This window comes from Sporosarcina sp. P29, assembly GCF_002743265.1.
Taxonomy (GTDB): Bacteria; Bacillota; Bacilli; order Bacillales_A; family Planococcaceae; genus Sporosarcina.
The window spans coordinates 42,963-57,670 of sequence record NZ_PDYX01000003.1 but is presented as its reverse complement, the minus strand read 5'-3'; the positions used below and the strand labels follow the sequence as shown (position 1 = coordinate 57,670).

The following is a 14,708-nucleotide window of genomic DNA, read 5'->3' as shown; positions in this document are numbered from 1 at the left end:
TACAGGTGTAGAAAAACAGCTATCACTGTCTGAGCGACATGTGATAGCTGTTTTTTAATGTTCTAATTCAATTAACAAGTCTCCTGATGAGATAGAATCCCCTGGGCCTGCATATATTGCCTTCACAACCCCTGCAAAAGGAGCTTGAATCGTTGTTTCCATTTTCATAGCCTCTGTAATCAACAAGTGTTCGCCGCGTTTCACTTTAGCACCAATCGAGACTGCTACTTGTAGAACAGTTCCTGGCATAGTAGCCGCAATATGCGTCTCATTTGAAGGATCGGCTTTTTGCTTAGTATCGTCTTTTGTTTCCACTTGGAAATCTTGGATGATGATCTCACGTGATTGTCCGTTTAACTCGAAATACAACGTGCGTGTTCCGTCGGGATTGGGTTCACCGATCGACACCAATTTGACGATAAGTGTTTTACCAAACTCAATCTCAATCTCAATTTCTTCACCTAAACGTAAACCATACAAGAATTCTGGTGTATTGATGACAGAAACATCATCAAACTGTTTTCTCGTTTCAATATATTCTTCGAAGACTTTCGGATACAGAACGTAAGCGAGCGCATCATGCATAGTAGCAGGCTTCTCCATTTTTTCCGTCAGCTTCTTCAGTACATCCTGGAAGTTAACTGGCGCCAATAACTCACCCGGACGTACCGTAATCGCTTTGCGACCTTTTAATATTACTTCCTGTAGCTCTTTCGGGAAACCGCCATATGGCTGACCGATTGAACCTTCGAAAAACTCAATAACGGATTCCGGGAAATCGATAGTTTGTCCTTTTTCAATAACCGTGTGCTCGTCTAATTCATTTTGTACCATGAACAACGCCATATCCCCCACTACTTTCGAAGACGGTGTCACTTTGACAATATCTCCAAAGAGGAAATTCACGCGGGAGTACATTTTCTTTACTTCTTCCCAACGCTCTCCAAGCCCAACAGCCTTAGACTGCTGTTGCAAATTCGAATATTGGCCGCCCGGCATCTCATGTACGTAAATTTCTGAATGAGGACTGTTCATACCACTTTCAAACGGCTTGTAATATTTCCGCACATCTTCCCAGTAATGCGAAAGTTTTTCTAATGACTCTGTATTTGCACGTACATGACGTTCATTGTTTTGCATCGCATAAGCAAGTGAATTGGCAGACGGCTGTGATGTCATACCCGCCATGGAACCAATTGCCGTATCGACAATGTCCACTCCAGCTTCAACCGCTTTGGCGTACATATAAATACCATTACCGCTCGTATCGTGCGTATGCAAATGAATTGGCAGACTTGTTGACGCTTTCAATTCTGATACTAACCGATAAGCAGCTTCAGGCTTAAGCAAGCCTGCCATATCTTTAATCGCCAATATGTGAGCACCGACCGATTCAAGTTCTTTGGCCATCTCTTTGTAGTAATTGACCGTATATTTTGCACGATTGTCATCCAGAATGTCTCCAGTGTAACAGATCGTCGCTTCTGCAATCTTTCCAGTTGAACGCGTTTCATCAATTGCAACTTCCATACCTTTGATCCAATTCAAGCTGTCGAAAATACGGAATACATCTATACCTGACGCAGCTGATTCTTTTATAAATTCACGGATGACGTTATCAGGGTAGTTTGTATAGCCAACTGCATTTGCTCCTCTGAAGAGCATCTGGAACAACACATTAGGTACTTGCTTGCGTAATTTCTCGAGTCGATCCCACGGGCTTTCTTTCAAGAACCGATACGCTACATCGAATGTCGCGCCTCCCCACATCTCGAATGAGAAGAGATCAGGTAATAGATGCGCACTTTCGGTTGCAATCTGCGTTAACTCTTTCGTTCTCATGCGTGTAGCCAGTAAAGACTGATGCGCATCACGGAAGGTAGTATCTGTCAGCAATACATCGTCTTGCTTTAAAACCCATTCGACTAACGCATCTGCACCTTGCTCATCCAAAATCTGCTTTGTCCCCTTTTGGATTGGCGCGTTATAATCGATTTTCGGAATGCGTACCGGATGCAGAACAGGACGTGTCGGGTCATCAATGCCAGGGAATCCATTAATGGTAACGTTTCCAAGATACGATAAAGCTTTCGTTCCTCTATCTTGTTTCTTGGCAAACGCGAATAATTCTGGAGTTTTATCAATAAAGCTCGTGTTGTAATTGCCGGATAAAAAGTTTTCATGGCATACGACATTTTCCAGGAAAGGTATATTTGTTTTAATTCCACGAATTCTGAATTCCTTCAAATTTCTGTGCATTTTGCTTGCAGCATCCCCAAAGGTCGGGCCCCAAGTCGAAACTTTCACTAGTAATGAATCATAATAAGGGCTAATAACAGAACCTTGATATGCATTGCCTGTATCCAAGCGAACCCCAAATCCTCCACTCGAACGATAGACCATTACTTTGCCTGTATCAGGCATGAAATCATTTAACGGATCTTCCGTTGTCACACGTGATTGAATAGCGTAACCAAACAATGGGATATCTTGTTGCTCTGGTATATTCACTTGCTCAGAATGAAGTGGTTCTCCTGCTGCGATGAGTACTTGTGACTGCACAATATCAATTCCTGTAATCATTTCAGTGATTGTGTGTTCCACTTGGATACGTGGATTGACTTCGATGAAATAAAAGGAATCGTCAGCTACTAAAAACTCTACTGTCCCCGCATTGATATAAGATACATTTTTTGATAGTTTAACAGCCGCATTACAAATCTCATGGCGTAATTCTTCTGTCAAAGAAATGGAAGGAGCTATCTCTACTACCTTTTGATGGCGACGCTGAATAGAACAATCTCGTTCGTACAAATGGACTATTTCTCCATATGTATCACCAAGTATTTGTACTTCTATGTGTTTTGGGTTGGTGATGTATTTTTCGACATAAACTTCATCAGAGCCAAATGCGGATTTCGCTTCGGATTTCGCCCGGTTATAAGCCTCTTGCACTTCTTCTGGTGATTCGACGATTCGCATACCACGTCCTCCGCCACCTAACGAAGCTTTAATAATGATCGGGTAGCTATGCTGTTCACCAAATGCTGCAACTTCTTCTACGGAAGTAACCGGTCCATCACTACCTGGTATTACGGGGATGTCAGCTAATATTGCTTGTTCTCTAGCCTTTACCTTATCACCGAACATTTCTAAATGGCTTGATGTCGGTCCAATAAAGATAATCCCCTCTTCTTCCAGACGTGCTGCGAACTGAGAATTCTCTGCTAAAAATCCATAACCAGGATGAATTGCATCGACATTTGCTTTTTTCGCAATGTCGATAATCCCTTCAATATCCAAGTATGCATCGATAGGCTTCTTACCTTCACCCACTATAAACGACTGATCGGATTTGTAACGATGTAGTGAGGCACGATCTTCAGCTGAATAAATACCAACTGTCGCAATACCTAATTCTGTACACGCTCGAAAAACACGAATTGCAATTTCGCCGCGGTTTGCGACTAGTACTTTCTTAATCTCTCTTCTCTCCACCAACAAATCAATCCCCTCTACTCTGTTCTCTCATACTTCACAAACATCGAAACGTTCATCAATATACCAAGCGCAATCGACAAGAACACAACAGATGTACCGCCATAACTGATAAACGGCAATGTAACTCCTGTTAACGGAATCAAACCTGTCAATCCACCTAAGTTTACCAGTGTTTGAATAGCTATCAAGCTACCTACACCAGCTGCGAGCATTCTTGCATGTGCGTCTTTTGTACGCAAAGCAACAGTAAACGCTCTCATCACGATGAAAAAGAGACCTCCAAGAACAAGCGTCGTTCCGAGTAATCCAGTTTCTTCAGAGATTACTGCCATGATAACATCTGTATGTGGCTCAGGTAAATAGCCAAGTTTCTGAATACTGTTTCCTAAACCCACTCCTTTGAGCCCTCCAGCACCGATAGCAATGTATCCGTTGACGATTTGCAGACCTGAACCTTGTATGTATTCAAAGGGATCCGTAAAGGCTAGAAAGCGACCCATACGCGATACAGTCATCACCGTATCCCACTTAATCCAGAGTACAATCCCAATCAATACGCCAAGCAAAGCAAAGAAACGACTGATGATCAGATAATTCTTCACTTTCATTCCGCTGGCCATGATTACCGATATAGCAACAAGGAATAAAATCATAGTTGCTCCAAAGTCCGGTTCCAACAAAACTAATAAAAGAGAGGCTGTTAAAACGGAAAATGTTGGGAAGATAGTGGTTTTTATTTCATCCAATGTTCCTGCATAATATTTATTGGCAAAAACACCTGAGAAATATACGATAAAAGCAATTTTCGCTACTTCAGTTGGCTGTAAGTTCCCTATTCCAAATGGTAATGAAAGCCAGCTTTTCGCTCCTACCGCATCACCAAATCCGATGAACTTTACAAGGACCAATAAAGTAAACATGACGATTAACGCGCCAGACAAGAACTTTTTATTTCTATAATGTCTATAAGGAATAATAGACACTAACAGAAACGCCGGGATTGCAATGGCTAGGTTTGTTACTTGTTTCTTAAAGAAATGGGAAGGTTCAAAGTTATAAATATTCACGGCCCATACCATGCTTGCACTGTAAATCATAATTAACCCAAATAAACAGAGCAGTAAATATACGATAAATAAAGGATAGTCAAAATTGCGTAAAATTCGATTCATATAAGTCTTCATTTTCATAGTACCTCTTCGTCCTAAATAAAAAACTCAAACTGTTGGAGTAGTTTGAGTCTTCCATTTATTTTTTTGTATACAGTTCGTGTAAAACATTTAACTCTTTTTCCAAAACAGAGATTATTTCACGGCCTTTGTCATGTTCAACTAGACCTAGCTTAACAGCAAAATCAATCTCACGGGATAATCCGTACATTTGCGTATCAAGCACTTCCTCATATAGTGGACATTGCGGCATCGTTAAATTATCCATTTGAACTTTGATCAGCTTTGCAATTTTCTCTGCATCGATTTGCAGTTGTTTCATGGCCTGTTCTTTGTACGTATCTTGAACTTCTATATCCATGGAGACGCCCCCATTATTCATTATTCCCGCAAGTTGTTAATGTCTAAATTGTATCTTTTGCTCTTACAAAATGCAAGTGTTACCCAATGAAAAAAACGAACTGAAATGAAATCCTTTTCACTTCTTCTATGAAAAGGTATACTTAATCTAGTGACTATGGATTGAGGAGGATATATTTTGGAACTTATTATACCGATTACCGGGAATGTGAAACATGTAATTACATTAGATCCTACTGTTTGGATATTTGATGATCGTCGTATCGATCTGGATGAATTTTTCTCGGAGGATTTTGTCGAAAAGGATGAAATGGAAGAGTATAAAGAAAGAATGGGTAAACACTGGTCCAGAGAAATTATGGAAGGTGCAACTTATCCACCCACTTTAAAAAGCGAAAAAAGATATGAAAAAGATAAAATGTTGTCAAGCAGCTTCGGTATTGTATTGAAACCATTTATACACAATGCGGTTCCATCAGCAAACGCAACAACTTTTACACTCATTACAAATGATGAAAAATACACATATCCACTGGAGGAAGCAGCCAACATTATTTTCAAATTCAGCCATAACGGTAAACCTCTTCGAGAAGACGGTCCCGTACATGTACTGTTTAAAGATGGTTCGAATCAAGATTCACCGATTCGTTATGTTCAGGCTATCCAAGTGGATTGAAGGAGAAATTCCAATGCGCGTTAAATGTGTCATATGTGACCAAAACGATCAATTAGAGGATGACAATCCACTTGCCAAAAAATTACGAAACCGACCCATTCATACGTATATGTGTCCCACTTGTCGGGAGCGGATCGGCAGCTTGACAGAGAAACGGATTGCAACTGGTAATTTTGTTTTCTACCGCAGTTCCGATCCTACCGAAAAAGATTTTTAATGAATAAAAAGACTCCGTTACTGAGTAACGGAGTCTTTTTTATGTTCATTCATTCGTCGAACACGATAGATAATGAGAATGGCAGCAGCCACAAACAGTCCTTCTACGATTGGAAGGAAGAAAGCTAAGAATGTTAGTATTATACAGCCAATAAATAAGAACGCATAAATAATAACATTTCGACCAAAACTGATCTTCCTCGCAAATCCAAGTTTATACACAATAGCAGACATGATGAAAACGAGCGCAAACAGAATATAGCCGGCTGTCGTGAAATTTGGCGCGTACTCATAAATTATACGAGCAGTTCCTGACAACCGATTGTAGACCATTTCTGAATCTTCAACTCTCATTCCATACATTCCCTTCTACCTTTATTATTCGCCAAGTTTCTTCTTTTTATTTACACGTTCACGTTCACTCTTATCTAGAACTTTTTTACGTATACGAATAGATTCTGGTGTAACTTCACAGTACTCGTCATCACCAATGTATTGCAATGCTTCTTCAAGCGACATAATACGCGGTTTTTTCGTTGTAACAGTTTGGTCTTTAGAAGCTGAACGTACGTTAGTAGCGTGCTTGATTTTCGTTAAGTTAATCGTCAAATCGCTATCTCGGTTACTTTCGCCTACTACCTGACCAGCATAAATTTCTACACCTGACTCTACAAACATAGTTCCACGATCTTCTAGTTGCATAACACCATAACCAGTTACTGTACCGTTCTCCATAGACACAAGTACTCCGTGACGTCTGCCACCGATTTTACCTGTAGTGACTGGCTTATAGCTGTCGAATGTATGGTTTAAGATACCGTATCCACGAGTTAAAGTAAGGAAGTCTGTTGTATAACCGATCAATCCACGAGCAGGTACCAAGAAGATCAAACGTACTTGGCCGTTACCGTTATTAATCATGTCCAACATTTCACCTTTACGTTCACCAATAGATTCAATGATTGAACCAGTATGTTCTTCCGGCACGTCAATTTGAACGCGTTCGAATGGCTCGCTACGCTTACCATCGATTTCACGGATGATTACTTGTGGCTTGGATACTTGAAGTTCGAAACCTTCACGTCGCATATTCTCGATAAGAATAGACAAATGAAGCTCTCCGCGTCCAGATACGATCCATTCGTCTGGAGAATCAGTTGGATCTACACGCAATGAAACGTCTGTCTCAAGCTGTTGATCTAAACGCTCTTGAATCTTACGTGAAGTAACCCATTTCCCTTCGCGACCAGCGAATGGACTGTTATTTACTAAGAAACGCATTTGTAGCGTTGGCTCATCGATATGAAGTGCTGGAAGTGCTTCTTGATGATCAGTTGGACAAACTGTCTCGCCGACATCAATGTCTCCCATTCCTGAAACCGCTACGAGGTCACCCGCGTACGCTTCTTCAACTTCGACTCTCTTCAAGCCTAAGAAACCATATAATTTTGTTACACGTAAAGTCTTTACAGAGCCATCCCGCTTAAGAACTGCGACTTGTTCTCCAACTTTCATTGTTCCACGGAAAATACGTCCGATTCCGATACGACCAACGTAATCGTTATAATCAAGTAGTGATACTTGGAACTGAAGTGGCTCGTCACGGTTGTCGATTGGTGATGGAATGTTTTCAAGAATTGATTCATAAAGAACACGTAATGTGTCTTCTTGTGTTTCAGGATCAGGAGAAAGACTTGCTGTACCATTGAATCCGGATGCAAAAACAACCGGGAATTCCAATTGCTCGTCGTTTGCATCAAGCTCGATGAACAATTCAAGTACTTCGTCTACTACTTCTTCTGGTCTTGCGAAATCACGGTCAATTTTATTTACTACAACAATTGGCTTCAAGTTTGTTTCCAAAGCCTTTTTCAATACGAATCGAGTTTGTGGCATACATCCTTCGAATGCGTCAACAACTAAAATTACGCCGTCAACCATACGCAAGATTCTTTCCACTTCGCCACCAAAGTCAGCGTGTCCTGGTGTATCCAAGATGTTGATTTTTGTGTCATTATATTCAATAGCTGTGTTTTTAGCTAGAATCGTAATTCCTCGTTCACGCTCTAGTTCGTTTGAGTCCATTGCGCGGTCATCTACGTGCTCATTCGACCGGAAAATACCGGATTGTTTAAGTAATTGGTCGACCAATGTCGTTTTACCATGGTCTACGTGGGCAATAATTGCAATATTTCTAAGATCAGTACGTTCGTTTGTCATTTTTTCACTCCGTTTATCTTTATTTCAGATGTTCAACTGTGTTATTATAGCACAAGATAGTCCAATTAAATAATATTTTAATTTATATGGAGGGATTTTTTTGAAAGACATTAAGTGGATTTTCGTAATTTATTCACTCGGCGCCGTACTTTCCATGTCCGCTATTGGCATCGGAGTAGGTATGCGCAGCATATTAGTTGTCGTTCTCGCGATAATCGCTCTAGTATTAATAATGGGTAATGGATTCAAAACAAAAGCACGTATGCGTAGAGAAGGCACGCTATAAATAGCTCAAAGGGACTGTACATTAAACCATTTTGGTTTAACAAACAGCCCCTTTTTTTATTTTAGTCGGATATATTTTGATAAAATTTCCTCATGCAGTCCTGGACGTGTGACAATAAATGTGTCAGATCCAAGTAGATGTGGTCTCACACCTTCTAAATTCGTTGCTATAGCTCCAACTTCTTGCGCAATGACAATTCCCCCAGCTATATCCCAAGGTGCCAGTCGCATAGAAATATACGCGTCAATTCTTCCAGACGATACATAGGCTAGCTCAATTGCTGCTGAACCATAGGATCGCGTTCCACGGCAACGTGTGACGAGCTCAATAATTTTTTCGTTTTCCACTCGATGATTTGGCGCAACCCAGCTAGCATTGATGCCGATGATCGCTTCTTCAAGTGGTGTGACCTCCAGCTGTGGCAGACGCTCATCGTTGAAATAAGCACCTTCACCTTTCGCTGCATGGTATAACTCATCTCGCATTACATCATATATGTAGCCCAGCATCCCCACGCCGTCTACATAAATCCCCAATGAAATCGCAAAGTTTCTTCTCTGATGGATAAAATTCATCGTTCCATCAATTGGATCTAGGAACCAAATTACTCCGTCAAGCGAAGAAATCTTATCTCCAAATCCCTCTTCTGAAACCATCTTATGCTCTGGAAAGTCTTGTCTTACCCGTTCAACAAAAAAGCTTTCAACTTCTCTATCGATATTGGTAACTAAATCATTAGCATCTGCCTTTGAATCGATGTCAATTGTACTAAAAAAAGACACTCGTATTTTGTGGCCAGCCTCTTTGATTAACGATTTCGCATATCGATCTATCGCATTAAGATTCATTCTGCCACCTCTTCCCATTCCGACTATCGCTAGTATAACACAGGGACAACGGAACAAAAGAGATAACAGGTATAGGATATTAAGTAAAAAGACACCCCGTCACATTTCCTTCAATTTCTGAAGTAAATGGGGATGTCTTTAACTAAGCCATACTCACATCGAGAAAACATTAAGTGTCTCCAATTCATTGTGAATTTCTGTCAATCGTAGTTTACTTTTATCAACTTGAACTGTGTCTTGGTCTTGCAGTGCGTCGTATAGAGTAGCTAATTCATAATCCAATTCCAATTGTAAAGTTCTCACATATTCTCTCTCAACATCTTCTTTTCGGATAAAATGAACGACCTGTTTCATAAGTAGCACCCCTTTTAGTTAATATTTGCTCTAACCGTCTTATTAGTAAGATATGCAAAAATTCCGACTTTTAGTGGTTAGAAGCCTTGTTATTTTAAATTATTCCCCGTTTACTGATAAGATAAACGTAGTCACTACAAACTGGAGGAGATTTTCTTGATTCAGTCTTATTGGTCATCAAATGATTTTAATGTTTTTACCGTTGATGGCTTGGATCATCGCATGAAAGCTTTGCAGGAAAAGATACAACCGAAGTTCATAGAATTAGGAAATCATTTTGCACACCGCCTTTCCGCACACGGTACGGGTGAGTTTTTTCCACATGTCGCAAAACACGCAAGACGAACTGTAAATCCGCCACGAGATAGCTGGGTGGCATTCGCTCCTGCTAAGCGAGGTTATAAAGCGTTACCTCACTTTCAGATTGGCTTATGGGGCACTCATTTATTCATCGTACTGGCAATTATTTATGAAAATCCCGATAAAAAAGGGATCGCTGAACGTTTAGAAAAAGAAATGGAAGTTATTACTTCGTTACCAAAAGATTTTGTTGTTTCCGGAGATCACATGAAGCCTGAAGCTGAGCGCATTAGTGAAGTAGGGACAGAAGGACTCGAAAAATTGCTGGATCGTCTGCAAACCGTGAAAAAAGCAGAGTTTTTAGTTGGTCGTCATCTATCAAAAGATGAAGCATCTAAAATGAGCGAAGAGCAATTTTATGAGTACGCAGAAGATACGTTCACGAAGTTATTGCCTGTTTATGATGTAGTTATTCATTCTTTTGAGTGAAATAAAAATTGTCAATTTGCATATACTTGTTCCCCCCGAATACTCTTATTCTCGATCAATTAATTTGGCATTCTGAAGAAATTAGTGTATTTACATGTGAAATCATAATAAAAGACACCTTTTGATATAGGTGTCTTTTGCTTTGTTTATTTTTTCACCTTTAGCAATTCGCCAGGTTTGCTTTCTTTTGCCGCTTTCACTACACGAAACGCCACATAGTCACTACTTTCCTCGAATTCCTTGCATAGCGTTTTTTCTTCAGCCATGGATGGTACTACACTTTTGAAAGCCCGATAGTATCTCATAAATTCGTCTCGTTCGATATTTGATTCATAGGCTTGCTCCACTTTTGTGAAAAAATCGATCACCTTCACGATTTCTTCTGTTGACCAATCCGCACGTAGTGGATATTGATAACCTGCCATCTACTTCTCTCCTTATCTGACACTCCATTTTTCTCGTATAGTACTCGCTTCATTTTTCATTCGTTCAAACAATTCGGCGACGCTTGGGACATCCTCAATCATACCCGCTACTTGACCGCCCCAACCAAAGCCTTGGTCTTTTATACCATCATGGATGAACTTACGATTTGCATCTCCACTAATAAATGTTTTCAGTCCTTCGTAACCCGCATCTTCCGCTTCCAACTTCAAAATTTTATCAGTCCAGTCATTCGATAAAGCACGTGCGGGTGCACCGATTGTTCGTTTGATAATCGTTGTATCTTGTTCACTGCTCGCCAACAGAGTTTCAAGATAAGCAGGTGATGCATCGACACATTCTTTTGTCGCTATGAAACGAGTACCCATTTCGATTCCTTCTGCTCCGAGTGCTTGGGCTGCCATCCAGCCCCGTCCATCACCAATACCACCCGATCCAATGACCGGTATACTGACGGAATCTACAATCCTTGGAATTAAAACCATCGTGCCAATATCATCACGACCTAAATGTCCTCCACCTTCTTGTCCAACCGCTATGACAGCATCCGCACCAATCTCTTCAGCTTTTTGCGCTTGTCTTCTTGCAGCCACCAATACCATCTTTTTCACATCAGTGCCTGTTAACATATCAAAAAGCGGCGCAGGATTTCCCCCGGTAACCGATATAATATCGATTTTCTCTTCCAATGCCGCTTCCACCATTGCTTCATACGTTCTACCATGATTACCAATCGCAAAATTTACACTGAAAGGTTTATCAGTCTTTTGGCGAACTTTGCGGATTTCTTCTTTTAATGCTTCTGGTGAAGGTAGACTCATTGCAGTGATTTGACCGAGTCCCCCCGCTTCCGAAACAGCAGCGGCGAGGTCTGCATAAGCTAGATACGCAAGCCCACCTTGCACAATCGGATATTCAATTCCAAAAATTTCCGTCACTCTAGTTTTCCACATGAAAATCCCCCCATTTTTTAAAAATGTGAAAAAGCCCATGAGAAAAACACTCCCATGGGCTGTTCAATTCTAGCTGTTTTATTTCGTCATCATGTGAATCGGCTTACCAAGAGCAACTTCTGCTGCTTCCATAGAAATCTCACCTAGTGTAGGGTGAGCATGGATTGTCATAGATATATCTTCAAGAGTCATACCTGCTTCAATCGCCAGTCCAAGTTCTGCAATCATGTCAGAAGCATTTTCCCCAACAATTTGAGCTCCTAGTAATAAACCATCTTCTTTGCGACCAACAAGCTTCACGAAACCTTCTGTAGCATCCAACGAAAGAGCACGGCCATTTGCTGCAAACGGGAATTTACCGCTTACTACGTCATACCCTTCATCTTTTGCTTGTTTTTCGTTTAAGCCTACCGTTGCAAGTTCCGGATCCGTGAAGCATACAGCAGGAATAGCCATATAATCTACTTCAGATTTCTCTCCAGAAATAGCTTCTGCTGCAATTTTCGCCTCATAAGAAGCTTTATGCGCAAGCTGAGGACCCGCTACGATATCACCGATTGCATATACATTCGGGACATTCGTACGGCACTGCTTGTCCACTTCAATTAAACCGCGGTCAGTCATGTTCAAGCCAAGACTTTCCAAACCGATTTCATCTGTATTCGGACGACGGCCCACTGTTACAAGAACGTAGTCCGCTTCAATTTTCACTTCTTCACCTTTAGCTTCGTATGTTACTACGACGCCATCTTTTGTTTCCTCAACGCCTTTAGCAGATGCTTTGACAACTACTTCAACGCCTTTTTTCTTTAAGCCTTTTTTAACGATTTGTGTCATTTGCTTTTCAAAACCAGCAAGGATATCATCCGCACCTTCAAGAATAGTTACTTCAGATCCTAGGTTAGCATAAGCTGAACCAAGTTCTGTACCGATATAGCCACCGCCAACAACGACAAGCTTTTTCGGTAATTCTTTCAAACTTAAAGCGCCGGTAGAATTGATAACACGGTCAGTAAATTTGAATGAAGGGATTTCAACTGGGCGTGAACCCGTAGCGATAATAACGTTGTTGAATTTATACGTTTGAGCAGAATTATCTGTCATCACGCGTACAGTGTTCGCATCCACGAAATATGCTTCACCTGCAACTGTTTCTACTTTATTTCCTTTAAGTAAACCCGATACGCCGCCAGTTAACTTAGAAACAACGCTTTCTTTAAACTTCATAGCTTTAGAAAAGTCTAGTTCGACAGACTTCGCAGTGATTCCCATAGTATCAGCATTCTGAGCTTCTACAAAACGATGTCCAACAGAAATCATTGCTTTAGAAGGAATACAGCCAACGTTTAAACAAACACCGCCGATTGTATCTTTTTCAACGATTGTAACTTTTTGACCAAGTTGTGCTGCGCGTATTGCCGCTACATATCCTCCTGGGCCTGAACCTACTACGAGTGTGTCAACTTCGATTGGAAAATCTCCTACTACCATGTGATTTACGCCTCCATTAATAAAAGTGATGGATTACTTATTAATTCCTTAAGATAGTTTAACGCTAATTGTCCCGTTACGCCATCAATCACTCTGTGATCAAATACTAAAGATAATGCTAACATAGGTGCTGCTACAATTTCACCATTTTTCACTACAGGTTTTTCAGAAATTCTTCCAATACCTAAAATAGCTACTTCAGGGTGGTTAATAATCGGTGTAAACCATTGTCCACCTGCAGAACCAATATTCGTAATTGTACAAGATGCACCCTTCATTTCTGCTGCTTGAAGTTTCCCGTCGCGCGCTTTTCCAGCGAGCTCATTCACTTCATTTGAAATAGCAAACATGGACTTACGATCAGCATTTTTAACGACCGGTACCATTAGACCGCGATCTGTATCGGCTGCAATTCCAATATTATAATAATGTTTTTGAATTAATTCTTCTGTCGCATCGTCCAATGAAGTATTTAGTTGAGGGAACTCACGTAATGTTGCTACGAGCGCCTTTACTACATACGGAAGATACGTTAACTTAACATCTTTCTCTGCTGCAATTGCTTTAAATTCTTTGCGATGTGCAACAAGTGCAGTCACATCCACTTCATCTAGCAATGTAACATGTGCAGCGGTGTGTTTAGAATTCGACATGGCTTTAGAGATTGCTTTTCGCATAGGTGATAATTTCTCACGAGTCTCTGGGAATTCACCTTCAATGATAGGAGCTTGTTTCTCTGAATTTGAAGATGTTTCCGTTGCTTGCTGTGATTCAGTCGTTCCTTCAACAGATTGTTGTTGATCTCCCGCTTTAAATGAATCTATGTCTTCTTTTACTACGCGGCCATTTTTCCCGCTACCCGCAACTTGCGCTATCGTAACATCTTGTTCACGTGCATATTTACGAACAGACGGCATCGCGATGACTCGGCGATTTTCATCGACCTCATTAGTAGATGTATTGACTGGTTGTTCTTTTGGCGGTTCTGTCGACGACTGTCCATCAGACGCCTCTTCAGGTTTCTTGGAATCTACGCTTCCAAGCGCTTCTCCTACTTGTTCATGAGATTTTTCTGCACTCGCTTCTTCGTTAGAAGAGTCCGCGCTTTCTTCATCGTCTTCATGATCTGGAATACCATGATCCGGTGCGTCAAAACGCACTAATTTATCTCCAACAACTGCTACAGTACCTTCAGTAACATAAATCTCTTCTACAGTACCTGATACAGGTGACGGAATTTCTACTACGGATTTATCGTTTTGCACTTCTAGTAATGTATCATCTTCCTGGATTTCATCGCCTGGTTTTACGAACCACTTGACGATTTCCCCTTCGTGTATACCTTCACCAATATCTGGTAATCGAAATTCATAAGTCACGTAATTCACCCTTCCTGGTTTG

Annotated in this window: 15 protein-coding genes; 4 read left to right on the top strand and 11 right to left on the bottom strand. The window is 40.8% G+C overall.

Features of this window, described 5'->3' with window-relative positions; genetic code table 11:
* Positions 1 to 54: 54 nt before the first annotated feature.
* The 3 genes from CSV68_RS03875 to CSV68_RS03865 all read right to left on the bottom strand — a co-directional run bounded on the left by CSV68_RS03875 (position 55) and on the right by CSV68_RS03865 (position 5,031).
* The gene (locus CSV68_RS03875) at positions 55 to 3,501 is read right to left on the bottom strand and encodes a pyruvate carboxylase (protein ID WP_099661505.1); all 3,447 of its coding nucleotides are present in this window, start codon (positions 3,499 to 3,501) and stop codon (positions 55 to 57) included.
* Between the two features lie 14 nt (positions 3,502 to 3,515).
* Positions 3,516 to 4,685, bottom strand: coding sequence for an FtsW/RodA/SpoVE family cell cycle protein (locus CSV68_RS03870; protein WP_099633064.1), 1,170 nt, complete (start codon positions 4,683 to 4,685; stop codon positions 3,516 to 3,518).
* A gap of 64 nt (positions 4,686 to 4,749) precedes the next feature.
* On the bottom strand, positions 4,750 to 5,031 hold the full coding sequence (locus CSV68_RS03865; RefSeq protein ID WP_099661504.1) for an Fpa/YlaN family protein: 282 nt from the start codon (positions 5,029 to 5,031) through the stop codon (positions 4,750 to 4,752).
* A 177-nt stretch (positions 5,032 to 5,208) separates the two neighbouring features.
* Between CSV68_RS03865 and CSV68_RS03860 the strand changes: the two genes are divergently transcribed.
* Both CSV68_RS03860 and CSV68_RS03855 read left to right on the top strand, forming a co-directional pair.
* Positions 5,209 to 5,706 (top strand): hypothetical protein, encoded by a 498-nt coding sequence (locus tag CSV68_RS03860; protein WP_099661503.1) that lies wholly within the window; start codon positions 5,209 to 5,211, stop codon positions 5,704 to 5,706.
* Positions 5,707 to 5,719: 13 nt separating this feature from the next.
* A complete protein-coding gene (locus CSV68_RS03855; RefSeq protein ID WP_099661502.1) occupies positions 5,720 to 5,923 on the top strand; it encodes a YlaI family protein in 204 nt (67 codons plus the stop codon).
* Positions 5,924 to 5,940: 17 nt separating this feature from the next.
* On the opposite strand, the gene CSV68_RS03850 is transcribed toward CSV68_RS03855, so the two are convergent.
* Both CSV68_RS03850 and typA read right to left on the bottom strand, forming a co-directional pair.
* The gene (locus CSV68_RS03850; RefSeq protein ID WP_368665169.1) at positions 5,941 to 6,276 is read right to left on the bottom strand and encodes a YlaH-like family protein; all 336 of its coding nucleotides are present in this window, start codon (positions 6,274 to 6,276) and stop codon (positions 5,941 to 5,943) included.
* Between the two features lie 24 nt (positions 6,277 to 6,300).
* Entirely contained in the window at positions 6,301 to 8,142 is a 1,842-nt protein-coding gene (typA, locus tag CSV68_RS03845; protein WP_099633061.1) for a translational GTPase TypA, read from the bottom strand.
* Between the two features lie 100 nt (positions 8,143 to 8,242).
* Between typA and CSV68_RS03840 the strand changes: the two genes are divergently transcribed.
* Positions 8,243 to 8,428: a YlaF family protein gene (locus tag CSV68_RS03840; protein ID WP_099633060.1), complete on the top strand. Its 186-nt coding sequence runs from the start codon at positions 8,243 to 8,245 to the stop codon at positions 8,426 to 8,428.
* Positions 8,429 to 8,484: 56 nt separating this feature from the next.
* Here CSV68_RS03840 and CSV68_RS03835 read toward each other — a convergent pair whose 3' ends face one another.
* Together CSV68_RS03835 and CSV68_RS03830 are read right to left on the bottom strand one after the other, a co-directional pair.
* Positions 8,485 to 9,276 (bottom strand): inositol monophosphatase family protein, encoded by a 792-nt coding sequence (locus CSV68_RS03835; RefSeq protein ID WP_099633059.1) that lies wholly within the window; start codon positions 9,274 to 9,276, stop codon positions 8,485 to 8,487.
* Between the two features lie 153 nt (positions 9,277 to 9,429).
* Positions 9,430 to 9,630: a hypothetical protein gene (locus CSV68_RS03830; RefSeq protein ID WP_085133121.1), complete on the bottom strand. Its 201-nt coding sequence runs from the start codon at positions 9,628 to 9,630 to the stop codon at positions 9,430 to 9,432.
* 159 nt (positions 9,631 to 9,789) lie between these two features.
* Between CSV68_RS03830 and CSV68_RS03825 the strand changes: the two genes are divergently transcribed.
* Positions 9,790 to 10,419, top strand: a complete 630-nt coding sequence (locus CSV68_RS03825; protein WP_099661579.1) for a YktB family protein — start codon at positions 9,790 to 9,792, stop codon at positions 10,417 to 10,419.
* Positions 10,420 to 10,565: 146 nt separating this feature from the next.
* On the opposite strand, the gene CSV68_RS03820 is transcribed toward CSV68_RS03825, so the two are convergent.
* The 4 genes from CSV68_RS03820 to CSV68_RS03805 form a co-directional block, all read right to left on the bottom strand.
* Positions 10,566 to 10,844, bottom strand: a complete 279-nt coding sequence (locus tag CSV68_RS03820; RefSeq protein WP_085133120.1) for a UPF0223 family protein — start codon at positions 10,842 to 10,844, stop codon at positions 10,566 to 10,568.
* 12 nt (positions 10,845 to 10,856) lie between these two features.
* The gene (locus CSV68_RS03815; RefSeq protein WP_099633305.1) at positions 10,857 to 11,816 is read right to left on the bottom strand and encodes an NAD(P)H-dependent flavin oxidoreductase; all 960 of its coding nucleotides are present in this window, start codon (positions 11,814 to 11,816) and stop codon (positions 10,857 to 10,859) included.
* Between the two features lie 78 nt (positions 11,817 to 11,894).
* Positions 11,895 to 13,307 (bottom strand): dihydrolipoyl dehydrogenase, encoded by a 1,413-nt coding sequence (gene lpdA, locus CSV68_RS03810; RefSeq protein WP_099633058.1) that lies wholly within the window; start codon positions 13,305 to 13,307, stop codon positions 11,895 to 11,897.
* Positions 13,308 to 13,312: 5 nt separating this feature from the next.
* Positions 13,313 to 14,686: a dihydrolipoamide acetyltransferase family protein gene (locus CSV68_RS03805; protein WP_099661500.1), complete on the bottom strand. Its 1,374-nt coding sequence runs from the start codon at positions 14,684 to 14,686 to the stop codon at positions 13,313 to 13,315.
* Between the last annotated feature and the right edge of the window lie 22 nt (positions 14,687 to 14,708).

Coding starts and splice junctions, on each gene's coding strand:
- CSV68_RS03870 (WP_099633064.1), bottom strand. CDS start 4,685: ATGAAGACTTATATGAATCGAATTTTACGCAATTTTGACTATCCTTTA.
- CSV68_RS03865 (WP_099661504.1), bottom strand. CDS start 5,031: ATGGATATAGAAGTTCAAGATACGTACAAAGAACAGGCCATGAAACAA.
- CSV68_RS03855 (WP_099661502.1), top strand. CDS start 5,720: ATGCGCGTTAAATGTGTCATATGTGACCAAAACGATCAATTAGAGGAT.
- CSV68_RS03850 (WP_368665169.1), bottom strand. CDS start 6,276: ATGAGAGTTGAAGATTCAGAAATGGTCTACAATCGGTTGTCAGGAACT.
- typA (WP_099633061.1), bottom strand. CDS start 8,142: ATGACAAACGAACGTACTGATCTTAGAAATATTGCAATTATTGCCCAC.
- CSV68_RS03835 (WP_099633059.1), bottom strand. CDS start 9,276: ATGAATCTTAATGCGATAGATCGATATGCGAAATCGTTAATCAAAGAG.
- CSV68_RS03830 (WP_085133121.1), bottom strand. CDS start 9,630: ATGAAACAGGTCGTTCATTTTATCCGAAAAGAAGATGTTGAGAGAGAA.
- CSV68_RS03820 (WP_085133120.1), bottom strand. CDS start 10,844: ATGGCAGGTTATCAATATCCACTACGTGCGGATTGGTCAACAGAAGAA.
- CSV68_RS03815 (WP_099633305.1), bottom strand. CDS start 11,816: ATGTGGAAAACTAGAGTGACGGAAATTTTTGGAATTGAATATCCGATT.
- lpdA (WP_099633058.1), bottom strand. CDS start 13,307: ATGGTAGTAGGAGATTTTCCAATCGAAGTTGACACACTCGTAGTAGGT.